Here is a 23449-nt window from a genome sequence, read left to right as displayed (position 1 = left end):
GAGGTGCTTTTGTGAAATATAAAATGCTCATTTTGGTTCTTATCAGCCTGTTCGGTTTTGTTCCCGCTGTGAGCGCCGAAGGTTTTTTGCCAATGAAAAATAACGGACCTTCATTTCCTATTCTGAAACAGGAATCTGTCCAAACGCCACATTACATACCGCTGCTTGAAAACCCTCCTCAAATTGAAGTGAAGTCTGAAATGAAGGAAAACCTGCTCATTCAGGCTCAAGTGCGTGACCCTGAGTATCAAGCTTTTTCTGCCTTTCTGTTTTATAAACAAAGTAATGAACTGGGCTATAAGATGGTGCCGATGGATGCCGGTCCCGGGGTTTTGCGGCAATTTATCGCGCGGATTCCGAAGCGGTCTATATGGAATAGCGAGATTGAATATTATATCGTGCTCTCCAACGGAAAACAGCAGGTGGAAACGGACACGAAGAAGCTGAAGCTAGAAGGCTATCGGGCTGATCTGGACCATATTCCGGAGCTATTGATCACAGAGCTTGCCATTGATACGAAAAACGCCGGGGGAGCCGATGGCTTTGAGTTTATTGAGATTTACAACACGACTGACAGGTCCATTGATTTTAAAGATTACAATATTCGGTACCGCTACCCGAAGGAAGGTCCTGAATCAGACTTGATATGGAAGCCTGAAAATGAACATATTATAATCCCATCAGGCGGGTCGCACGTTTTTTGGCTGAAAAATCAAGTAAGTGCTGAATTAACGGCGGATGATTTTAATCAGTACTATCGTACGTCTTTGATTGAAGGAAAAAACCTGACTGTTATCGAAGGCACAGAAGGGATGGCCAATTCCCGGCCGCGCGCGGTTGCCATATCAACCAATACGGGAAAAGATATAGCAGTAGCGCATTATCGGAAAAATGTCTTACAGCGGCTGTCATCGGTGCTTTACAAATACCCGCTCAACGGCACAACGGAGCTGCTGAATATCTCAATCGGAGAGAAAAAGCCTGCGCCGGGTTCGGTGTTGCAGGCGCAGGTGCCGGAGCAAAAACGGACAACAATGCCCGACAAAGAAAAGCCGGTCATTGAGGATTTAACCGACCGTAAGCCTGTCCGTCCTGCTGAAAGCATTGAATTACGGGCTGATATACACGACCGCAGCCTTGTCAAAACGGCGGCCTTTTATTATCGGACGGATGAGACAAAGCCGTTCAAGCGCATTTTTGCTGAAAAAGACCGCAACGACAATTTGTATCATTATATCGTTTATTCCCCGGAACTGATTGGAAAGGATCAGCTTGAGTATTACGTGGCCGCGGGTGACGGGACGAATGAAGCAAAAACACCGGTCAAAATGGTTGATATTAAGCAAACAAGCAAGTCGCACGGTCTTAGGGTGAATCTTGAAAATCGCGATACATTATCTGGAGTTCAATATCTGAAGGCAACGTCTGATGAACGAACGGACAGAATAAAGCTGTGGATTGACGGAAAAGAACAAAAGACAGAGCCGTCAATGGAAAAGGAGGCGTATTTTGCGTTTGACACCCGTAAAACGAATCTCTATTTTAAAAATGCTGTGATAATGGGAGACAAGGTGCTGAAAATTTTTGATGACACCACTCACCGATACCGGACATATTCCGTTCCTCTTCCGGAGCCGCTCCTGCAAAAAGGAAAACAGCAGCAGCGCATCACAATTCGATCGGGTTCAAAGGTATCCCCGTTCGATACGGCAGAAAATCGCGATGATTTCTTGGTGAAAAACGTCCGATTGGTATTATCAGACGGTACCGTCCTCAGGGATTCAAGGATTTTACCGAATAAGGAACTATTTATCGGGGATAATCAGCGCTCAGATAAAAGCAGGCAGTTTCACTTTCATCTCCCGGACGAGCTGTTTACGTCGCGCTTGCTTGAGCTGGACACGGCAAAGCTGTCTGAAGGAGTCCATCTTATCGCAGCCTCCGACGGTAAGGAAGAGCTCAATCTGACGGTACGGGTGGATAATACAGGACCGGCAATTAAGCCGAACATTACCGGCGGACAAACCTATAAAGGAAATGTTGTTCTTCAAGCCGATATTTATGATAAGTGGAGCAAGATTGAAGAGGTAAAGGCTTCACTTGATAATGAAGATATTACGCTGCCTTATCATACATCGAGTTCGGAGCTTGCTCCCGGAAAACACGTGCTGAAAATAACAGCCGTTGATTTGGCGGGAAATGAGACGGTGACAGAGCGCACGTTTACCACAGAAGAAGAGCATCCTGAGCAGCCGGAACTCGCGGAAAGCAAAGCCGGGAAGGATAAAGCACGTGTTTCTGTACGGGTAAAAGATCCGACAAAGGACGACATGGATATTTCCTTTTATCAGGGCTTTCAATATACGGCGCGTGACCGCGGCAGCATGAAAGTCTTTACACATGCTTCATTGACTGAACCGCCTAAAAGCTTTATACCGCCAAGTGAGTCGCTGCTTTCAAATAGAGAGATGGAACAGATTTCAGCTGCTGACGGAAAGACGATACAAACTGAACATCAGAACCTATTTCCTTATCATCGGTTTGAAGTGGAGGTGGATCCGTCAATTGACGGAAATGATGTGACAGAGGCAGTCTGGAAGGGAAGCTCACTGCCGGGAAGAAAAGTGACCATGTATGCTTGGAATTACCGGATGCTTCAATGGCAGGCGATAGACAGCTTTGTTGCAAAAGACAAAAAACAATTTACCCTAAAGGCTTCTGTAACTGCCGCCGATTATGTCAGACATGCGAAAATGAATGTGATTGTACAGGATGAAATCCCGGCGCCAAAGGATATGTATACCTTTGTCTGGATGTCGGATACGCAATATTACGCGGAAAGCTATCCGCACATTTTTGATAAGCAAACGGCATGGATCAAAAATAATCAAAAGAAGCTCAATATTAAATATGTCTTCCATACAGGAGATATTGTTGATGATTCTGTACAGGAAAAGCAATGGAAAAACGCCGACAGGTCGATGCGTGTGCTGGATGACAGCGGCATTCCGTACGGCGTATTAGCGGGAAATCACGATGTCGGCCATAAAGACGGATCTTATAAAGCTTTTGGCAAATATTTCGGCAGCCATCGCTTTGAAGGGAAGCTGCATTACGGTGAATCGTATAAAAATAATCGCGGCCATTACGATTTAATATCGAGCAACGGCAACGATTTTATTATGTTGTATATGGGCTGGGGTATCACAGATGAAGATATTGCCTGGCTCAATCAAGTATTGAAAAAATATCCCGACCGTACGGCGATTCTCTCTTTCCATGAATATTTGCTGGTGAGCGGAAACAGAAGCCCGATCGGAGAGAAAATTTTCAAAAACGTAGTCAAACCGAATCGAAACGTTGTCGCGGTGTTAAGCGGCCATTACCATAGCGCCATGAGAAAAACGGATGCCCTTGATGATGATGGGGACGGTAAGCCTGACCGCCTTGTCCATCAAATGCTGGCTGATTATCAAGGAGGGCCTGAGGGAGGACAGGGTTATGTACGGATCATGCAATTTGATCAAGCGAATGATCAAGTGCATGTATCAACCTATTCTCCGTATCTGGATGACCAGAATTATTATGACACCGAAACATACGGCAATAAGGATGAATTCTCTATTGGAATGAAGCTGAAGCCGCGAACGAAAAAGGTAGAAACCGATTACTTTGAATTAAATGTGTATACTGACAGTCTTCTCGGTAAAAAAGAGAAGGTGAAAAGCGGAGATACGGCAGAATTCGAGTGGGAGAATCTTCAGCCGAATTCCATATATTATTGGTACACAATCGTTGAAGATGCATATAACGGCAAAACAAAATCACCGATCTGGAAATTGGCTACGAAGAAAGCAAAACAGCGCCCGGCTCCCGATCAGTTTGATTTCAGGCATGTCTCCAATCCTTAGGATTGGAGATGTTTTTATTTAAGCCGGTCCATATAATGCACAAATGTATAGCGATCGCCCCGGTAGATTGATTTTACATGCTCGAAGGCAATCCCGCTTTGCAGGTAGGTGGTTCTTTTGATCAGGAGAACGGGCGCCCCCTTCTTGATCTCCAGCAATTTTGCCTCTTCCTGAGTTGCCGCGCTCGGTTCAAGCTCCTGCTTGGCATGAGAAATTGGCGAGCTGTTGTATTGTTCGATGTGTTCATAAATGGATGTTTGGAAATGCGAGTCATGTAACTCACCGGCCATGTCAAACGGAATGTAGGAAGCTTCAATCGCCATCGGAATATCATTGGCGAGCCGGACGCGAATGACTTTGTGGATTTTGGACGGGTGTTCGCAATCCAATATGCTGGCAAGCTCCGCTGTAGAGTCAATAAGCTCATAGTCAACAAGTTTGCTGCTCGGCACCATTCCGCGGCTTTTCATATCTTCGGTAAAGCTTGTCAGCCCTTGGAGCGTTTGTTCCATTTTCGGCCTGCTGACAAAGGTTCCGCGTCCCTTTTGCCGGTATAGAAAGCCTTCATTCACAAGATTTGACAGAGCTTGCCGCACCGTCATTCTGCTGATGCCGAATTGTTCGGAATACTCGCGTTCAGAAGGCAGCGGCGCATCCGGCTGAAGCTCTCCGTTTTTAATTTGGCTCTTTAATTGCTCCATAATCTGATAATAAATCGGAATGGGAGATTGTTTATCAATGTGCATGTGTCAGATCCTTTCAATGTCTTAGTGAAGCGGCTTCTTTATCAATCAAGACTGAGACATGAGGATGTAAATGCAGCGCTGATGCAGGGCACTCTTCACTGATTTTGCCGTCTAAAAGCGTTTTTACAGCGGCGGCTTTGCTTTTTCCTGAAGCGATTAAGACGATGCGCTTGCTGGACAAGATCGTTTCAATGCCCATCGTGATCGCTTTTTTCGGTACGTCATCAATGGAAGGAAAATATCGCGCATTTGCCTGCCTTGTTTGTTCGTTCAGCTCCACGGAATGGGTGCGTGATTTGAATGATGTTCCCGGTTCATTAAATCCGATATGGCCATTTTGCCCGATACCGAGAAGCTGAATGTCCGCGCCTCCGAGCGAGTCAATAAGTCTGTCGTATCGTTCGCACTCAGCTTCAACGTCCTCGGCTTTCCCATCAGGCAGAAAATTCCTGGTTTTTTCGCTGTCGATATGCTGAAACAAATGAGTATTCATATAATGATGATAGCTGTTTGGATCCTCGGAAGAAATTCCGGCGTACTCATCCAGATTAATCGTTGTAATGTTTTTAAAGGAAAGACCCTCTGTTTTATGAAGCCGAACCAGCTCACGGTACACGCCCTCCGGTGTTCCGCCAGTCGCCAGTCCGAGGACGGCATCCGGCTTTTGGCGAACTGTTTCCGCTATAATGTCGGCAGCCTTTTTGCTTAGATCTTCATAATAATCACATTCGAATATATTCATTACCAGTCAGCCTCCTTTGATTGAAAAGCGATTTCTCCGCGGCAAATGGTCAAGAGCACTTCGCATTTGCTGTTCAATATCACGGCGTCGGCGTCTTTGCCTATTGCAACGCTGCCTTTTCGGTGGAAAAGACCGAGCTGCTTTGCCGCATTTGCAGATGTCATATTCGCTATATCCATCCATGTGCAGTTTGTAAACCTTCGCATATGTCCGGCGCCTTCATTCATCTTTAAAATAGATCCGGCAAGCGTCCCGTCAGAAAGAAGAGCTGTTTTGTCCCGGACAGTCACATTTTGGCCGCCGAAATCATATTCACCGTCTTCAAGTCCTTTCGCGCGCATCGAATCAGTGATCATCAGAAGCTTTTTACTGCCCTTCGCCAAGAAGGCAAGCTTTGCGGCTAACGGGTGGGAATGAATGCCGTCAGTGATCAGCTCTGTGAAAAACCCGTCATGTGTAAGCGCGGTGCCCATAACTCCCGGTTCGCGGTGATGAAACGGGCTCATTGCATTATACAAGTGAGTGATGTGCTGAACTCCTGCTTCGGCGGCTTTTAATAGGAGTTCTGAGTCCGCATCGGTATGTCCCATTGAAGGGATGATGGATTGTTCTTTTAAATAACGAATCAGTTCAAAGTCCTTATCTTCTTCAGGCGCAAGCGTCACGATTTTAATCAAACCGTCCGCCAGCTGCTGCCATTTCTGAAAGAGTGTAAGGTCAGCCGGCCTGATCCATTTTTTCGGCTGCGCTCCCGCTCTTTTCGGGGAGACGAAGGGGCCTTCTAAATGAATCCCGATCATATCTGCGCCTGGTGCCGAGGAGCCTTCAGCAGCCTTCCATTCCTTCGCATTGAGCAACGCTTGTTCAATTTGCTCATGGTTTTGGGTAATGGTTGTGGCTAAAAAGCTTGTCGTCCCTTCCTCAGGAAGACGAGCGGACAATGTGCGGAGAGCAGAAAAGCTTGCGTCCATTGTATCAGCCCCATATCCGCCGTGAATGTGAATATCAATCATCCCTGGGAGCAGGAATGATTCTTCCGGCGCGTGCATTTCGTTATCATAAGGTTCAGCAGGTTTTTCTTTTGACACGGAAGTAATGATTCCTTGTCTGATCCCGACAAAACCGTTGTTAATGATGGCATTCTCCGTGACAATATGAACATTGCTGATGAGGAGACTTTCTTCCATCGTTCATCCCGCCTTTCAGGAAACTGTTGTTACCTTTTATTCTACCCCTTTTAAGACTAGTTATCTAGACCACTGCTCACCTTGTTTCTTTCTCTTTTATAAAATGTGTTTTAGGTTCATACTTGAAAGTGATAAAATGAAATATATTGTGAGCAAGCTTGGATCAGCCCGGAACAGGAGGAACATATCGTGGCAAAAGTTCGGACAAAAGATGTGATGGAACAGTTCAATTTAGAACTAATCAGCGGTGAAGAAGGAATTAACCGCCCGATTACGATGAGCGATTTATCAAGACCCGGCATTGAAATTGCGGGATATTTTACATATTACCCGAGGGAACGTGTGCAGCTGCTGGGAAAAACAGAGCTTTCTTTCTTTGAACAGCTGCCAAAAGATGAGAAAAAACAGAGAATGAATTCACTATGCACGGATGTGACGCCTGCTATTATCCTTTCGAGAGATATGCAGATTCCGTCTGAACTCATAGAGGCGTCCGAAACAAACGGAGTGCCGGTGCTCAGGTCGCCGCTGAAAACGACAAGGCTGTCAAGCAGACTGACAAACTTCCTTGAAAGCAAGCTTGCGCCTACCACTGCGATTCACGGAGTGCTGGTTGATATATATGGCGTCGGCGTGCTGATTACCGGCAAAAGCGGCGTAGGGAAAAGCGAAACAGCCTTGGAGCTTGTGAAAAGAGGCCACCGCCTTGTTGCGGATGACTGTGTGGAAATCAGACAGGAAGATCAGGATACACTTGTCGGCAACGCGCCTGATTTAATAGAGCATTTGCTTGAAATCAGAGGGCTTGGCATTATAAATGTTATGACACTGTTTGGAGCCGGCGCCGTCAGAAGCAATAAGAGAATTACAATCGTGATGAATCTTGAGCTTTGGGAGCAGGGGAAACAATATGACCGTCTCGGCCTGGAAGAAGAAACGATGAAAATTATTGATACAGACATTACAAAACTGACGATTCCAGTACGCCCCGGCAGAAACTTGGCTGTCATCATTGAAGTGGCCGCCATGAACTTCCGATTGAAGCGGATGGGCCTGAACGCAGCTGAGCAATTCACAAGCAAGCTGGCGGATGTCATTGAAGACGGCGAACAAGACGAATAGGAGTTGGCAATATGAATGAAGCGATAAAACCACTGAATCCGATTGCTTTTGAACTGGGGCCTTTTGCCGTTCATTGGTATGGGATTATCATTGGAATAGGCGCACTACTGGGCTTATGGATAGCGATAAAGGAAAGTGAAAAACGAGGTTTGCAGAAAGATACCTTCATTGATCTCGTCCTGTTTGCGATTCCGATTGCAATTCTGTGCGCGCGGGCATATTATGTCATATTTGAATGGGATTATTATTCTGAGCACCCGGGGGAGATCATTCAGATCTGGAATGGCGGCATCGCGATTCACGGCGGTCTGATCGGTGCGATTGTGACAGGGTATGTATTCTCCAGAGTGAAGAATCTCTCTTTCTGGAAGCTTGCTGATATTGCAGCGCCAAGCATTTTGCTCGGTCAGGCGATCGGCCGCTGGGGCAACTTTGTCAATCAGGAAGCGCACGGAGAAGCTGTGACCAGGGGATTTTTAGAAAGTCTGCATCTGCCGGACTTTATTATTAACCAGATGTACATAAACGGACAATATTATCATCCTACTTTTTTATATGAGTCATTATGGAGCTTTGTCGGTGTGATCATTCTGTTATGGCTCCGCCGGGCGAATCTGCGGAGGGGCGAGCTGTTTTTAGGTTATATCATTTGGTACTCAATCGGCCGTTTCTTTATCGAAGGAATGCGGACTGACAGCTTAATGCTGACTGATACGCTGCGGATGGCGCAGGTGATTTCGATTGTTCTGATCGTATTGGCAATCGTTGTGATCATCGTCAGACGGGTTAAGGGATATTCAGCGCAAAGATACGCTGAGTAGACGATTTCAAAGGGGAGATGGGGATGAAGAAAATCTTTCGGGATGGCCTGACGGCAGGTCTTCATACGACGTGGACACTTGGAAAAATCATTTTCCCGGTGACGCTGCTTGTTACTCTGCTGCAGCATACGCCGGTCATGGATTGGCTGATTAAGCTGATCTCACCGGTTATGGGATTATTCGGCCTTTCCGGCGAAGCGGCGATTCCGCTCGTTCTCGGCAATATGCTGAATCTGTATGCCGGAATTGCGGGGATTCTAACCCTTGATTTATCAGTCAAAGAAGTCTTTATATTGGCTGTAATGCTTTCATTTTGTCATAACTTAATTATTGAATCGACAGTCGCCGCAAAGGTCGGCATCAAAATAGGCGTGATATTGGCTGTTCGTATCGGATTGGCGGCAGTATCGGCCGTTATCATTCATCTTGTGTGGCACGGCGGACAGAAAACAGCGCAATATGGTTTCATCGCTCCAAAGAGTGAAGCGCCTGACGGCTGGCTCGCCATGTTTACGGAAGCGTTGACAAAAGCCGGGCTTGGTGTCTTGCAGCTGGCTGCGATCGTCATTCCGCTGATGATTGTGATTCAGTTTATGAGGGACTTGGGCTGGCTGAACACTTTTTCGAGGTGGCTGTCTCCGTTTACGCAGATGCTCGGGATGAATAAAAACACGTCAATGACAATGGTTGCGGGGCTGACAATCGGTCTAGCCTACGGAGCGGGTGTGATGATTAAAGCGGTCGAGGATGACGGTGTGAGCAGGAGGGATATGACGCTCGCGTTTATTTTCCTCGTTGCCTGCCATGCGGTCGTCGAAGATACGCTCGTCTTTATTCCGCTCGGCATACCGGTATGGCCGCTGCTTTTCATACGTGTCACCACAGCTATCTTATTGACAATGGCCATTGCCTATATGTGGAAAAAACTGAAACCGACAATGGTTGGAAAGGAAGCTGTATGACTGAGACTAAACAAGTAACGACCATTTTGTTTGATCTAGACGGTACTCTTATTAATACGAACGAATTGATTATCGCGTCATTTCTCCATACGCTTGACCACTATTATCCGGAGCGTTTTACACGTGAGGATGTGCTTGCCTTTATCGGCCCGTCTCTTTTCGAAACGTTTTCGCGTATGGATGCTGAAAAATGTGATGAAATGATACAAATGTACAGAGCCTTTAACCATGAGAAGCATGATACGCTTGTAACTGAGTATGAGACGGTCTATGAGACGCTTGACGAACTGAAAAAAGCGGGGTATAAACTGGGGATTGTGACGACGAAAATTAGAGATACTGTCAATATGGGTCTTAAGCTGACAAATCTCGGCCAATTTTTTGAGGTCATCGTTACAATGGATGATGTCAAAATGCCAAAACCCGATCCGGAACCCGTTCTTTTAGCACTCGAGCAGATCGGCAGCAAACCGGGCGAAGCCATCATGGTCGGCGATAATTACCACGACGTACTGGCCGGCAAAAACGCGGGCACGGCTACGGCCGGAGTCGCTTGGACGATAAAAGGGGCGGAAGAGCTTGCAAAGCATCAGCCTGATTACATGCTTGAAAAAATGAGTGATCTATTACAAATCGTTGGAGTGAAGTAATCTGTGAGAAAAACTGATCGTCATCCGGTATCAGGTGCCAATTCGCTTTGGCATGTTTACCAAACGGTTCCTTTTTTTAAGGTTGTGAAGAATTTCATTGTCATCCAGACAGCAAGATATACACCGTTTATAGCAATGAAAAACTGGCTGTACCGTACATGTTTACGGATGAAGATTGGAAAACAGACATCCTTTGCGCTGATGGTAATGCCTGACATCATGTTTCCTGAGAAAATCTCCATCGGAACCAATACGATCATCGGCTATAATACGACCATTTTGGCTCATGAGTATTTAATCAAAGAATACCGAATCGGAAACGTATCTATCGGGGATGAAGTTATGATCGGAGCAAACACCACGATTTTACCCGGTGTGGAAATCGGAAACGGCGCCATTGTGTCAGCAGGCACGCTGGTCCATAAAGATGTCCCCGCGGGTGCCTTTGTCGGCGGAAACCCGATGAAGATCATTAATACCAAGGAAGAAATGCAAGAGCGAATGAGAAAGCCCGCTGATTAAGAAATCGGCGGGCTTTCCTTTAAAATGGAGTATTATTTTTTTCAGTTACATGCTGAACGCCGATCCATTTCTGGCCGACATTGGAATAGCGTGTATTTGTCATTGTGACAGTACTTGTTTTACTGTCAGTGCGGAAAATCGCTTCCTTCATATTTGTGATGGTGCATCTGTCAATGATGACATCAGTATGGAATGTGGAGCCGCCGAGCTGGCGAATGAATTTTCCTCCATTGTCCGCTGTGAAATTTTTCACTGTAAAGGTACTGGCTTTATTGATCTGAAAAATTTTATCGGATGCTTTTTGGGCGGAACCGCCGTCAATTGTTACTTTTCCTTCTTTTTTCACCGTTAATGCATCTTCACCGACATCTTCCCACACGACATTTGTAATGTTGACATTGCCGTATGTGTGAACGCCGTCAGCAGCAGGTGCGCCAAGAACGACATTTTTTAACGTCGCGCCGTCTTCAACCTTAAAAACTGGCTTTTGACCCTCTTTCTGGCTCCCATCCCCTAAAGCAGAACCTGCAATAAAGCGCTTTCCTTTTCCGTCATACGTTGTATTTTTAGGCACCACAATTGTTTGCTGCACGACTTCGTCAGCAGCAAAAACGGTTGAAGGCTGGAATTGACATAAACCAATGAACAGACCGAGCATCAGTAATATAGAAGCGATTTTTTTCAATTTTGATCCTCCCGTAATTTATATACTGTAAATGATTTGAGAAAAGCTTCACACTTTGCTCCGGGCTTTTCTCAATTTAGAACAGAACAATGTGTGAATCTACTTTTTATTATAAATTTTGGGTTTATAATGTAAAGAATATTCTGACAAAAAATAAAAAATGTGTCGATGTATGTAAATGACTGACTGTCTTAATCTCTATTTTGTAAGGTTAATGGGTGTATATAGTCGGAATGCAAATTGAAAAAGCGCGGAATCCCCGCGCTTTTTGCCTAGTTCTCAATGGCGATCGCCTGACTGCCCATTTGCTTCCAAGCTTTCTCGAAATTCTTCCTATCTGTTTTTCTGTTTTTATGGCCGTACGGATCGTTCACATATACATAATCCTCATTATATCCGGTCACTGCAACGCTATGGACGCTGTATGTGATATCCACATTGCCGTTTGAAGTTTTCCACGTCTCAATATTATCAACCGGAGCGAATTTAGATGTGGTAATGACCCAGACAGGACGTCTCTGCTCTAGCTCACGGTAAACCGCTTTTATATTTTGGCCTGTTAAATCTTTTACATCGCTGCCAGCGTATTTTTTGGCCAGTTTGTAGATCGGTTCGTGGTATACGCCGAGACCTGGGCCGTTTTCCATATCACCGACAAAACCTTCATTAGGATCCCCTTTCAAGCCGCTGCTGTAAGTCAGAGGAACGGTTGGGATATTCTCGGCCAGCGTGTTTTTTGACACGTTGTAGCCCGCGTAATGCAGCACCATGGCAAGGCTAGTTACCTCACAGCCGTTATAGAGCTTTGGCGAATCCATTTGATTATAAAGCACGACATCAAGCGGAGAGGCGCTGCCTTTTAATGTCAACGTTTTGCTTTTATCCTGATTCAAAAAAGGGATCGTTATATCTTGTGTATACATTTTAAAGCCGACAAATAACGCGGCAGAAATCAAAATGAGCACAAATAAAGTTCGCAGTATTTTCATCTTACTCTCCTGTCTCTTCCTATCTAAAATGCTTGTTTGTATTATAGCATGCAAACTTTTCGCAATAAGACATGTTCAAGGACTTTAATGATTTGTTCATCAATTTTTCATATTTACAGAGAGGGTAAAAATATGGGCGTGATGAGATAAAAAGCTGTTATTGATTTTCATTCTTTTATCTGTTAGCATATTATCATATTAGCGAACTAAAGGATTCGGAATTTTCCTTCAATCGAACTCGGAGGTGCACGGATTGATGTTTATGTTTGAAAAACCGCACGGCATGAGAGATACATTGCCTGGATTATATGAAACGAAAAAAAAGGTACGCTCCTCGTTAACTGAAATCATTGAAAAATGGGGTTATCAATTTATGGAAACGCCGACGCTTGAATTTTACGATACGGTTGGCGTTCAGTCTGCGATCGAAGAGCAGCAGCTATTTAAACTGCTGGATCAAGACGGTAAAACGCTTGTGCTTCGGCCTGATATGACTGGACCGATCGCGAGAGTGGCGGCATCCAAGCTCCATAAGCAGGATCACCCGCTCAGAATCGGATATGCGGCAAATGTATTCCGTGCACAGGAACGGGAAGGCGGGCGTCCCGCGGAATTCGAACAGGTCGGTGTGGAATTGATCGGTGACGGGACGACGAGTGCGGATGCCGAAGTGATCGCACTGGTGGTCGGCGCATTGAAAAATACGGGGCTCGGTTCCTTTAAAATTGCGATCGGACACGCGGGGCTTGCGGACGCGCTGTTTGTCGAGGTGCTTGGCAATGCAGAGCGGGCGGACGTATTGCGGCGATTCTTATATGAAAAGAATTATGTCGGCTATAGAGAGCATGTCAAATCACTTCCGCTTTCTTCAATAGATAAAAGCAGGCTGCTGGAGTTGTTGAAATTGCGGGGCGGAACAGAAATTTGCGCCAGGGCAGAGGAAATTGTCGGCTCCCCCCAAGGGAAAAGCGTAGTGGATGAACTGAAGGCGCTTTGGGATATTCTCGAAGATTACGGCTGTACTGAAAACGTCCGGTTTGACCTGAATATGGTAAGCCATATGAGCTACTACACAGGCATTTTGTTTGAGGTCTATGCGGCAAATGTCGGCTTTGTCGTCGGAAGCGGCGGACGCTACAACAAGCTTTTGGGACACTTTGATTCACCCGCGCCGGCTACAGGCTTCGGCCTTCGAATCGACCGGATGATAGAAGCGCTGCATGTCAAAGACGAAACATGTGAAATGGATGCGGTAATTTTCAGCAAGGAACAGAGAGCGCAAGCGATTGCTTTTGCCGACGAAGAGCGTTTGAAAGGAAGAAAAATCGTGCTTCAGGATTTATTAGGAATCGAAAATATTGATCAAATGACGAAATCATTTGCTAACGTCACATACTTTATCGGTGCCAGAAAGGAAGAGCAAAATGGGTAAGGTTCTCACAATGGCGATGCCGAAAGGCCGGATATTTGAAGAAGCGGCAGGCTTGCTGCGGCAAGCGGGATATAAGCTGCCGAAAGAATTTGAAGATTCAAGAAAGCTGATTATTGATGTTCCTGTGGAAAACCTGCGTTTCATTCTGGCAAAGCCGTTGGATGTGACGACATACGTAGAGCATGGAGTGGCTGATGTCGGCATTGCAGGAAAAGATGTCATGCTGGAGGAAGAACGAGACGTATACGAGGTGCTCGATTTAAATATCAGCAAATGCCATCTCGCCGTTGCCGGACTTCCTCATGCAGATTGGAGCGGTGTCGCGCCTAGAATTGCCACGAAATATCCGAATGTCGCATCCAGCTATTTCAGAGAACAGGGAGAGCAGGTTGAAATCATTAAGCTGAACGGGTCTATTGAACTCGCCCCTTTAATCGGTTTGGCAGACAGAATTGTGGATATCGTGTCCACAGGTCAAACATTGAAAGAAAACGGACTTATCGAAACAGAGCATATATGTGACATTACGTCGCGCTTTATCGTCAATCCCGTAAGCTACCGCATGAAAGATACTGTGATTGATGAAATGGCGTCCCGGCTGTCACTTGTTGTGGAAGGAGAAACGGCAAAATGAAGATCACAACCATCAGCAACAGCGATCGTTTTTCCTTAAAGCGCTCCATTGACGCCGGAACGGAAGAACAAAGAAAAACCGTGCGTTCCATTATTGAAGATGTCAGACGACATGGGGATCAAGCAGTCAAAGCTTATACAGAAAAATTTGACGGCATCAGTCTCGACGATACACGTGTCACAGAAGAGGAGATTAAACAAGCATACAGCTTACTGGACGAACGGCTTTTACAGGTGATTCGGCAGGCGATTAGAAACATTCAAGAATATCACGAACGACAGCTTCAGTCTTCTTGGTTTTATCATCGGAAAGACGGAACAATGCTGGGGCAGAAAATAACGGCGCTCGATTCAGCGGGTGTTTACGTCCCGGGAGGAACAGCAGCTTATCCGTCATCGGTACTGATGAATGTGATTCCCGCACTTACGGCTGGGGTTGAGCGAATTGTACTCGTTACACCTCCGGGAAAAGACGGGCAGCTTTCTCCGGGTGTTTTGGCGGCTGCAAGTGAACTTGGTATAAAGGAAATTTACAAAATGGGCGGTGCTCAGGCCATTGCCGCGCTTGCATACGGTACCGAAACCATCGAATCAGTAGATAAAATCACTGGCCCTGGAAATATATATGTCGCGTTGGCAAAACGAGAGGTGTTCGGTGACGTGGATATTGATATGATTGCCGGACCGAGTGAGATTGTCGTGTTGGCCGATGATACGGCCGTCCCAAAAGAGATCGTTGCAGATCTGCTGTCTCAGGCTGAACATGACAAACTCAGTTCAGCTGTGCTTGTCACAGATTCCGCAGCTCTTGCACAAGCCGTTCAATCGGAAGTGAACGAGCAGCTTGACACTCTTCCGCGAAAAGCGATAGCAGAGGAGTCAATAAGAGAGTACGGTCATATTTTTGTGGCGGAATCAATGGATGAAGCTGTTGAGACAGTCAACGCACTGGCGCCGGAGCATTTGGAAATCATCACAAAATCTCCGGAAGCCTTGATTGGCGGCATCAAACACGCCGGGGCGATTTTCTTAGGACGATACAGCCCTGAGCCGGTCGGCGACTATTTTGCGGGGCCGAACCATGTGCTTCCGACCAATGGAACAGCCAGATTTTCAAGCCCGTTGAATGTGACGGATTTTCAAAAGAAATCCAGCATTATTTCATATAGCCAAAAAGCCTTTGAAGAACAGGCTGAGAGCATCGCGGCCTTTGCCAGACTGGAAGGGCTTGAAGCGCACGCCAGATCAATTGAAGCGAGAGAACGGAGGAATTCAAAATGAGAAAAGCGGAACGCGCCAGAAAAACAAATGAAACGGATATTGAGCTGGCTTTCGGAATAGATGGAGAAGGGCAGTCAGATATCAAAACGGATGTGCCGTTCATGACGCATATGCTTGACTTATTCGCAAAGCACGGCCAGTTCGACCTGTCAATCAACGCAAAAGGCGACGTGGATATTGATGATCACCATACGACGGAGGATATCGGCATTTGTCTGGGGCAGGCTTTGCTCGAATCACTTGGCGATAAAAAAGGAATCAAACGCTACGGCTCAGCTTTTGTACCGATGGATGAGGCGCTAGCGCAAGTGGTTGTGGATTTGAGCAACCGCCCGCACTTGGAAATGCGCGTTGATTTCCCTGCGGCGAAGGTGGGAACCTTCGATACAGAGCTGGTGCATGAATTCTTATGGAAGCTTGCGCTTGAAGCGCGGATGAACCTGCACGTCATTGTTCATTACGGAACGAACACCCATCACATGATTGAAGCTGTTTTTAAGGCATTGGGACGGGCGCTTGATGAAGCGACAACGATAGATCCCCGTGTCAAAGGGATTCCATCGACGAAAGGGATGCTGTAAATGATCGGCGTGATAGATTACGGAATGGGCAATTTATACAGCGTGTCAAAGGCGCTGGAGCGTGTCGGTGTGCCGTACCTTGTTTCTGACAAGACGGAAGAGCTGAGAAAAGCGGATGCGTATATTTTGCCCGGAGTCGGCTCTTTCCGGGATGCAATGGGCATCCTCCGAAAAACAAAGCTTGATGAATTTATTCACGAAGCTGTTCGTGAAGGAAAGCTTCTCCTCGGCATCTGCCTCGGAATGCAGCTTTTATTTGAAGAAAGTGATGAACGGGAGGAGACTGCCGGTCTTGCTTTATTGAAAGGAAGAGCGGTGCGGCTGAAAGACTCTGATGCGGAAGGAAATCGCCTGAAGGTTCCTCATATGGGATGGAACCGCCTTACCTTTCACCAAGAATCGCCGCTTTTATCAGGTGTTGAAGAAGGATGCGTCTATTTCGTGCATTCCTTCTATATGAGCGGAGTGGAAGATGAAGCATTATTAGCGAGCGCTGATTACGGCGTCTGCGTCCCCGCGGTCGTCGGCAAAAATAATGTCTACGGCGCCCAGTTCCATCCTGAAAAAAGCAGCACGGTCGGAATGTCTATCTTGGTTCAATTTACGAAAATGGCTGCGGAACAGAAGGTGAAGAAATGAGTTCTTTTACGTTATATCCTGCAATCGACATGAGAAACGGCAAATGTGTACGGCTCGTCCAAGGTGATTACAATCAGGAAACCATTTATGGAGATTCGCCCTTCGATATGGCATCCCTGTTTGCAAAGGAAGGTGCAGAATGGATTCATCTCGTTGACCTTGACGGTGCGAAAGAAGGAAAGAAAGTGAATGACCGCCACGTATTAGAGATCGCGCAAAAACTTGATCTGAAAATCGAAATCGGCGGCGGCATCCGTTCAGAAGCGGATGTGTATGATTATTTATCCAAAGGAGTGGACCGTGTCATCCTCGGAAGCTCAGCTGTCTCGAACCCGCCATTCGTCAAACAAATGCTCAAAGAATATGGGCATCAGATTGCTATCGGACTTGATGCGAGAAATGGATTAGTGTCTACCGAAGGCTGGCTTGAAACGTCAAGCGTGAAAGCGACTGAACTGGGGAAGGAGCTGGCGAATGAAGGAGCGGAAGTATTCATTTTTACCGATATCGCGACAGACGGCATGCTCTCAGGCCCGAATATAGACAGCACGGTTGAGCTGGCAAAAGAAACAGGAAAGACAGTTATCGCCTCAGGCGGAGTCAGCTCTGTCCAAGATCTCGAAGCGCTCTCCCGCTGCCAGACAGACGGCGTATCTGGTGCGATTATCGGAAAAGCGCTTTATACAAAGCAGTTTACGTTAGCGGAAGCGCTTGAAAGGGTGAAGGGCTAATGATTACGAAACGGATTATTCCATGCCTTGATGTCAAAGAGGGGCGCGTTGTAAAAGGAATTCAATTTTTGGGGCTGAAAGATGCAGGTGATCCGGTGGAGCTGGCTGAGATGTATGACAAGGAAGGCGCCGATGAGCTGGTTTTTCTTGATATATCTGCCTCACATGAAGGACGGAAAACAATGGTTGATGTCGTGGAAAGTGTAGCCGCAAAGCTTGCGATTCCTTTCACGGTCGGCGGCGGCATCAATCAGTTAAGTGATATGAAAACCATCCTCCGTGCCGGAGCGGATAAGGTATCAGTGAATACGGCGGCTGTTCTTCGCCCTGAGCTGATCACCGAAGGAGCGGAATTTTTCGGCTCGCAATGCATCGTCCTTGCCATTGACGCCAAGTATGACCGGGAATCAGATACGTATAAGGTGTACACACATGGGGGCCGAAAGAAAACAGACTGGGAAGTGACCGCTTGGGCGAAGAAAGCAGTCAAATGGGGAGCGGGTGAAATTCTCCTTACAAGCATGGATTCAGACGGCGAGAAAAAAGGCTTTGATCACAGGCTGACAAAGCTGGTCTCACAAGCCGTGCCTGTTCCTGTCATCGCCTCAGGCGGAGCTGGAAACGCAAAGCATATGCTTGACGCCTTTACAAAAGGAGAAGCGGATGCCGCACTTGCCGCATCTATTTTTCACTACAAAGAAACATCTATCAAAGAAGTCAAAGCCTATATTAAAGAGCACGGGGTGAAGGTGAGATGAAACGGGCAGATGAATTAACATTTAACGAGGATGGGCTCATCCCTGCCATTGTGCAGGATGCCGCAAGCAAGGAAATTCTGACGCTGGCATATATGAATCAAGAATCCTATGAAAAAACATTGGAAACGAAAGAAACATGGTTTTACAGCCGATCACGACAAGAATTATGGCACAAGGGAGAGACGTCCGGACATACACAAGCCGTAAAGGGCATTCGCTATGACTGCGATCAGGACGCCCTTATCGTGCTTGTGGAGCCGGGCGGCCCGGCGTGCCATAAAGGAAGCTACAGTTGCTTCACTTCTGAGCAAGGCGAGGAAAAGACAGGCGGCCGCTTCAGCATTCTCAATGAACTGGAGCGCGTCATCGCGGAACGTGAAGCGGAAATGCCTGAGGGAGCGTATACAACATACCTCTTCCGTGAGGGGGTTGATAAAATATTAAAAAAAGTAGGAGAAGAAGCATCCGAAGTGATCATCGCAGCCAAAAACCGGGATCACGAAGAATTGAAATGGGAAGCGGCTGACCTGCTGTATCACCTGCTCGTTCTTCTGCGTGAACAATCGCTCCCGCTGGATGATGTGCTTGAGGTTTTGCAGAAACGCCATTCGGAGTCTGAATAAAAAAGGAGCTGCAACGTTTGGTTGCATAATAATTCCATAAGTTTCTAATCACGTTTTTCTAGCTTGTTGTCTATGTATTCCTGTTGTTGGTCTAATCGTTCAACCAATGACTGATTAAATTTCTTTTTGCTCGTTCATGTCTTTCTGCAGTTGTATCAATACTTGTCCAGCATTTACAGTTACTTCATTTTCGCTATCAGTCACGGTTATGGTCACGGGTACGTTCATTTTCTGAGAATATCTTCAACATCTTCTAACTGTTTACCCTTATCGTCATATCAACGACATATCATTTTTTAACCAGTGATCCAATGAAGGACAAAGCTAGCCGGATTAATGAACCGATCAATGATATTCTGCACCTGACAAAGCAATTTGAATCCTCATTAAAGGATGAAATCAAGGGGCAAAAAGGGTTGATTATTGACAAAATCAAAGAAGAAATTGATTCGAAAAGCGAAAAACGGCAATCTGCACTTAAAACTATAAAAGAAGAAAATATCAATAAAGTGAGTCTTTATAAAAGCATTACTGAAGATCTAAGAGTGCAAGATGTAACGCTTTATTATAAAAAAAGAACCTGAAGAGGGCTTTTAGAACAGCTTCACATTCTCCTATTCGAATACCGGGTAGGAGATTTTTCTATTTATATTGGGTTGAATAACAAAAAGAAGCTGAAAAAATTTTGCTGAATTGATATGATCTAGTAAGCAGTTCTTTATACTTATGAAATTAACAAATCATTCAATTTATGATTTGTTTATATTCCGTCCTCGCCACGTATAGTCTAGGTATGAGAAACAGGAGGAAACCATATGCCAAATAAACAGCCAACGCAAAAAGGAAAATTCAGCGCATTTTTTACACTGGTGAAAAAGACAAAGCCATCGTACGGAAAATTAGCGTTTGCCCTCACACTCAGTATCGTCACAACGCTGGTCAGCCTGCTTATTCCTCTATTGACAAAGCAGCTTGTCGACGGCTTTTCGATGTCTTCATTATCAGGGGGGCAAATCGGCCTCATCGTACTCGTCTTTGTCATTCAGGCAGGGTTAAGTGCGTATGCCACATATGCCCTGAACTACAGCGGCCAAAAAATCATTTCCGGACTTCGCGATTTATTATGGAAGAAATTAATTAAGCTCCCTGTGTCCTACTTTGACACAAAAGCGTCAGGGGAAACGATCAGCCGGGTGACAAATGACACCATGGTCGTAAAGGAACTGATCACAAATCACATCAGCGGCTTTATTACAGGAATCATTTCTGTCATCGGTTCTATCACCATTTTATTTATTATGAACTGGAAGCTGACATTGCTCGTTTTGATTGTGGTTCCGCTGGCAGCTCTTATTTTGGTGCCGATCGGACGCAAAATGTTTACCATTTCTCGTGAAACACAAGATGAAACGGCCCGGTTTACCGGTTTGCTGAATCAGATTTTACCTGAGATCCGCCTTGTCAAATCCTCGAATGCAGAAGATGTGGAGTACAGACGGGGAAAAGCGGGAATTTCGTCGTTATTCCGGCTTGGCCTTCGTGAAGCAAAGGTACAGTCGCTTGTCGGCCCGCTTATCACTCTTGTCTTAATGGCAGCGCTTGTTGCCGTTATCGGCTATGGCGGCATGCAGGTGTCGTCAGGCGAGTTAACCGCCGGATCGCTCGTTGCCTTTATTTTATATTTGTTTCAAATCATTATGCCGATGGGGCAGATTACGGCTTTCTTTACACAACTCCAAAAATCAATCGGAGCAACAGAGCGTATGATTGAAATTTTGGCGGAGAAAGAAGAAGATACCGTAACGGGAAAACAAATAGAGAATGCCCACCAGCCGATTCGGTTAGAGGATGTATCATTTGGCTATAAACAAGACCAGCTCATACTGAAAAATATCAGCGCCACAATTGAGGCCGGCAAAGTAACAGCGATTGTCGGACCGAGCGGCGGAGGAAAAACCACATTGTTTAAGCTGCTTGAACGTTTTTACGACCCGACTGTAGGTACAATCAGACTTGGAGATGATCCGATTGACAGCTATTCGCTTGAATCATGGAGGCAGCAGATCGGGTACGTATCGCAAGAAAGCCCGTTAATGTCCGGAACAATCCGCGACAATATTTGCTACGGTTTAGAACGTGAAGTGACTGACGCTGAAATCGAAAAAGCCGCGGAAATGGCATATGCTCTCAATTTTATTAAAGAGCTGCCGGATATGATTGATACAGAAGTCGGTGAACGCGGCATCATGCTGTCAGGCGGACAGCGGCAAAGAATCGCAATTGCAAGAGCGCTTCTTCGTGATCCGAGTATACTGATGCTTGATGAAGCGACTTCAAGCCTTGACAGCCAGTCTGAGAAATCAGTGCAGCAGGCGCTTGATGTACTGATGGCGGGCCGCACAACCATCGTCATCGCTCACCGCTTATCAACCGTAGTGGATGCAGATCAGCTGCTATTTATCGAACAGGGCGAAATTACGGGCCGGGGCACACACCATGAATTAATGGATTCTCATGACCTGTACCGCGACTTTGCCGAGCAGCAGCTGAAGATGAATGCCGACTTGGAAAACAAAGCCGTTTGACAGACAGAATAGGCAGTTATTTTGATTCCGGCTATCATGTGAAAAGCGGCATCCAATCTAAAATTTGGTCGATTCAGCCAGAAAAAAAGCGAATGAATTTTCCCAATCCTTCCTTTTCATCTATTGAGGCGCTAAGGATTTATGGTATACTACTGACGGTAATATTGATAAACGGAGGGTAGTTGTGGGAAAACACACTTCTGAACATAAAAATGACACACAAATTGTCCAGCTGTTTCAAGATGGACAATATTTTTTTCATAAAGGTCTGAAGGCTTATAGAGAGCGAAATCTCCAGCGGGCGAGCAAGCTGATCCAACGGGCGGTGCAGCTTGAGCCGAAAGATTCTGAAATGCTTTCGCAGCTGGCGGTTATCTATTCTGAAATGGGCCATTATCAGCAGTCAAACGAGCTTCTTGATCTTATTTTAGTGAAACTGAAAGAAGAAATGCCGGAATGCCACTATTTTAAGGCAAATAATTACGCGCATCTCGGACTCTTTCAGGAAGCCTATAAAGAAGCGTCCGCCTATTTAAACGCGGAGCCTGAAGGCGAGTTCAGTGAAGAAAATGACAGCCTGCTTGAACTGCTTGATTTAGGAGAAGGCGGGCGGGAAGATTCTCTATATGATCAGGATGATCTGCTCGTGAAACAGGACCGCGCCAAAGCGCTCCTTGAAAGCGGCCAGCTTGAGGAAGCCATTGTCATGCTGGAGGAAATCATTCAGGATTATCCGGAATTTTGGTCCGCCTATAATAATCTGGCGCTCGCTTACTTTTACTCCGGCAAGGTGGTTAAAGCCAAGGAAACGGTTTATCAAGTCTTGGAAGAAAGCACCGGGAACCTTCATGCTTTATGCAATTTGCTCGTGTTTTGCTATTATGAGCGGGAAGACGAGAAAGTAAGCGAATTAAGCGGACAGCTTGCCAATGTGTACCCGATGTTATTTGAACAGCGCTATAAACTCGGAGCCACCTTGGCGCTTGTCGGCCGTTACGATCTAGGCTACAAGTGGCTGAAATCTTTATACAGAAGCGGTTTTGAAGGAGACGACACGTTTTATTACTGGCTCGCCAGCTCCGCTTACTATACAGGCAGCCGTGAATTTGCCGAAAGCGTTTGGAAGAGAGCGAGAGAAGAATATCCGGAAACTTCCCGTTTGGCTCCATGGGAAGAACGCCGCGAGGCTCTTCCTTCAAAGACTTCAATAGAAGAGCGCCTGGCAGCGTATTACCTCAGCAGCACAAAAGGTGAAACCGAGCAGCTCGAGGCTGTGATCCGCTCAAAACGAATTACGGCACCGTTTGAGAATCAATTCGTCCAGCTTCTTCTCTCCGGAGAATCGCAAGCTCTCAATGTTTCATCAGACGCTTTATTCGCATACCGTACGGTCAAGCTGCTTGAGCAAGCAGAACAAAACGGCATGAAAACAGATGTTATGAGCTGCTGGGTATTTCATGTCATTCAGCAAATCCGCGCATCCGCCGCTAAGAAAAATGAACGCGGATGGGCAGCAGCCATCTATTATATTTGGAAAGAAGTCAATGGCGAAAAGCACTCCAAAAAAGAGACTGCGGCCAAATTCGGCATATCCGCAGCGACTTTGACGAAATATATGAAACAGATTGATGATATACTAGAATAATATATATAAATAAAGCTGACACTTTGTGATTGAAGTGTCAGCTTTATTTTTTTGAAAAAATGATATCACAAAAATAATTTCGACAAGTTTCCGTGACTTTTAAAAAAGATGACAAACATCGCCGTTCTTGACATGTGTTTGAAACATAAATGTAATAAAATTTATCGTAAAAATGTCGAAACTTGATGGTATAATGAGTCTCGT

At 45.9% G+C, this 23449-nt stretch carries 22 protein-coding genes; 17 read left to right on the top strand and 5 right to left on the bottom strand.

Features of this window, described 5'->3' with window-relative positions:
- Positions 1–92 precede the first annotated feature (92 nt).
- Complete coding sequence (locus tag AAHT65_RS03310) at positions 93–3911, top strand: metallophosphoesterase (protein WP_343311500.1); 3819 nt, start codon at positions 93–95, stop codon at positions 3909–3911.
- A gap of 14 nt (positions 3912–3925) precedes the next feature.
- Here AAHT65_RS03310 and AAHT65_RS03305 read toward each other — a convergent pair whose 3' ends face one another.
- Genes AAHT65_RS03305 through nagA form a run of 3 tightly spaced genes read right to left on the bottom strand, consistent with a single transcriptional unit; the run spans position 3926 to position 6586 of the window.
- A complete protein-coding gene (locus AAHT65_RS03305; RefSeq protein WP_088118049.1) occupies positions 3926–4657 on the bottom strand; it encodes a GntR family transcriptional regulator in 732 nt (243 codons plus the stop codon).
- A gap of 13 nt (positions 4658–4670) precedes the next feature.
- Positions 4671–5399: a glucosamine-6-phosphate deaminase gene (gene nagB / locus AAHT65_RS03300; RefSeq protein ID WP_343310978.1), complete on the bottom strand. Its 729-nt coding sequence runs from the start codon at positions 5397–5399 to the stop codon at positions 4671–4673.
- Positions 5399–6586 carry an N-acetylglucosamine-6-phosphate deacetylase gene (gene nagA / locus AAHT65_RS03295; RefSeq protein WP_094232846.1) on the bottom strand — a complete coding sequence of 396 codons (1188 nt, stop codon included), beginning with the start codon at positions 6584–6586 and terminating at the stop codon, positions 5399–5401. The genes nagB and nagA overlap by 1 nt, the downstream gene beginning before the upstream one ends.
- A gap of 189 nt (positions 6587–6775) precedes the next feature.
- On the opposite strand from nagA, the gene hprK reads away from it, so the two are divergent.
- From hprK to AAHT65_RS03270, 5 genes are read left to right on the top strand one after another with little or no spacing between them, the layout of a single operon-like run.
- A complete protein-coding gene (gene hprK / locus AAHT65_RS03290; protein WP_003326768.1) occupies positions 6776–7708 on the top strand; it encodes an HPr(Ser) kinase/phosphatase in 933 nt (310 codons plus the stop codon).
- An 11-nt stretch (positions 7709–7719) separates the two neighbouring features.
- Positions 7720–8529 (top strand): prolipoprotein diacylglyceryl transferase, encoded by an 810-nt coding sequence (lgt, locus tag AAHT65_RS03285; protein WP_094232845.1) that lies wholly within the window; start codon positions 7720–7722, stop codon positions 8527–8529.
- A gap of 23 nt (positions 8530–8552) precedes the next feature.
- A complete protein-coding gene (locus AAHT65_RS03280; protein WP_343310977.1) occupies positions 8553–9491 on the top strand; it encodes a nucleoside recognition domain-containing protein in 939 nt (312 codons plus the stop codon).
- Positions 9488–10141 (top strand): pyrophosphatase PpaX, encoded by a 654-nt coding sequence (gene ppaX, locus AAHT65_RS03275; RefSeq protein ID WP_003326772.1) that lies wholly within the window; start codon positions 9488–9490, stop codon positions 10139–10141. Before AAHT65_RS03280 ends, ppaX begins: the two co-directional genes overlap by 4 nt.
- A 3-nt stretch (positions 10142–10144) precedes the next feature.
- Positions 10145–10663 carry an acyltransferase gene (locus AAHT65_RS03270; protein ID WP_343310976.1) on the top strand — a complete coding sequence of 173 codons (519 nt, stop codon included), beginning with the start codon at positions 10145–10147 and terminating at the stop codon, positions 10661–10663.
- 19 nt (positions 10664–10682) lie between these two features.
- On the opposite strand, the gene AAHT65_RS03265 is transcribed toward AAHT65_RS03270, so the two are convergent.
- Entirely contained in the window at positions 10683–11348 is a 666-nt protein-coding gene (locus tag AAHT65_RS03265; RefSeq protein ID WP_010790048.1) for a pectate lyase, read from the bottom strand.
- Positions 11349–11620: 272 nt separating this feature from the next.
- Entirely contained in the window at positions 11621–12337 is a 717-nt protein-coding gene (locus tag AAHT65_RS03260) for a C39 family peptidase (RefSeq protein ID WP_343310975.1), read from the bottom strand.
- Between the two features lie 256 nt (positions 12338–12593).
- Here AAHT65_RS03260 and AAHT65_RS03255 point away from each other — a divergent pair, with 256 nt between their 5' ends.
- The 11 genes from AAHT65_RS03255 (at position 12594) to AAHT65_RS03205 (ending at position 23245) form a co-directional block, all read left to right on the top strand.
- On the top strand, positions 12594–13769 hold the full coding sequence (locus tag AAHT65_RS03255) for an ATP phosphoribosyltransferase regulatory subunit (protein ID WP_311187000.1): 1176 nt from the start codon (positions 12594–12596) through the stop codon (positions 13767–13769).
- Positions 13762–14403 carry an ATP phosphoribosyltransferase gene (gene hisG, locus AAHT65_RS03250; RefSeq protein ID WP_094232841.1) on the top strand — a complete coding sequence of 214 codons (642 nt, stop codon included), beginning with the start codon at positions 13762–13764 and terminating at the stop codon, positions 14401–14403. Before AAHT65_RS03255 ends, hisG begins: the two co-directional genes overlap by 8 nt.
- Positions 14400–15683 (top strand): histidinol dehydrogenase, encoded by a 1284-nt coding sequence (hisD, locus tag AAHT65_RS03245; RefSeq protein ID WP_343310974.1) that lies wholly within the window; start codon positions 14400–14402, stop codon positions 15681–15683. The genes hisG and hisD overlap by 4 nt, the downstream gene beginning before the upstream one ends.
- A complete protein-coding gene (gene hisB, locus AAHT65_RS03240) occupies positions 15680–16264 on the top strand; it encodes an imidazoleglycerol-phosphate dehydratase HisB (RefSeq protein ID WP_343310973.1) in 585 nt (194 codons plus the stop codon). The genes hisD and hisB overlap by 4 nt, the downstream gene beginning before the upstream one ends.
- Positions 16265–16903, top strand: coding sequence for an imidazole glycerol phosphate synthase subunit HisH (gene hisH, locus AAHT65_RS03235; RefSeq protein ID WP_088118040.1), 639 nt, complete (start codon positions 16265–16267; stop codon positions 16901–16903).
- Positions 16900–17634 carry a 1-(5-phosphoribosyl)-5-[(5-phosphoribosylamino)methylideneamino]imidazole-4-carboxamide isomerase gene (hisA, locus tag AAHT65_RS03230; RefSeq protein ID WP_088118039.1) on the top strand — a complete coding sequence of 245 codons (735 nt, stop codon included), beginning with the start codon at positions 16900–16902 and terminating at the stop codon, positions 17632–17634. Before hisH ends, hisA begins: the two co-directional genes overlap by 4 nt.
- Positions 17634–18392 (top strand): imidazole glycerol phosphate synthase subunit HisF, encoded by a 759-nt coding sequence (gene hisF / locus AAHT65_RS03225; RefSeq protein ID WP_151290158.1) that lies wholly within the window; start codon positions 17634–17636, stop codon positions 18390–18392. The genes hisA and hisF overlap by 1 nt, the downstream gene beginning before the upstream one ends.
- A complete protein-coding gene (gene hisIE / locus AAHT65_RS03220; RefSeq protein ID WP_010790040.1) occupies positions 18389–19015 on the top strand; it encodes a bifunctional phosphoribosyl-AMP cyclohydrolase/phosphoribosyl-ATP diphosphatase HisIE in 627 nt (208 codons plus the stop codon). The genes hisF and hisIE overlap by 4 nt, the downstream gene beginning before the upstream one ends.
- A 257-nt stretch (positions 19016–19272) precedes the next feature.
- On the top strand, positions 19273–19599 hold the full coding sequence (locus tag AAHT65_RS03215) for a hypothetical protein (RefSeq protein ID WP_157763293.1): 327 nt from the start codon (positions 19273–19275) through the stop codon (positions 19597–19599).
- 231 nt (positions 19600–19830) lie between these two features.
- Positions 19831–21600 carry an ABC transporter ATP-binding protein gene (locus AAHT65_RS03210; protein ID WP_088118037.1) on the top strand — a complete coding sequence of 590 codons (1770 nt, stop codon included), beginning with the start codon at positions 19831–19833 and terminating at the stop codon, positions 21598–21600.
- A 184-nt stretch (positions 21601–21784) separates the two neighbouring features.
- Positions 21785–23245 carry a tetratricopeptide repeat protein gene (locus tag AAHT65_RS03205; protein WP_010790031.1) on the top strand — a complete coding sequence of 487 codons (1461 nt, stop codon included), beginning with the start codon at positions 21785–21787 and terminating at the stop codon, positions 23243–23245.
- The last annotated feature ends 204 nt before the right edge of the window (positions 23246–23449 follow it).

The sequence above is a fragment of the Bacillus atrophaeus genome (genome assembly GCF_039519175.1).
In the GTDB taxonomy this organism is placed as follows: domain Bacteria; phylum Bacillota; class Bacilli; order Bacillales; family Bacillaceae; genus Bacillus; species Bacillus atrophaeus.
This window is presented reverse-complemented; position numbering and strand designations above follow the sequence as displayed.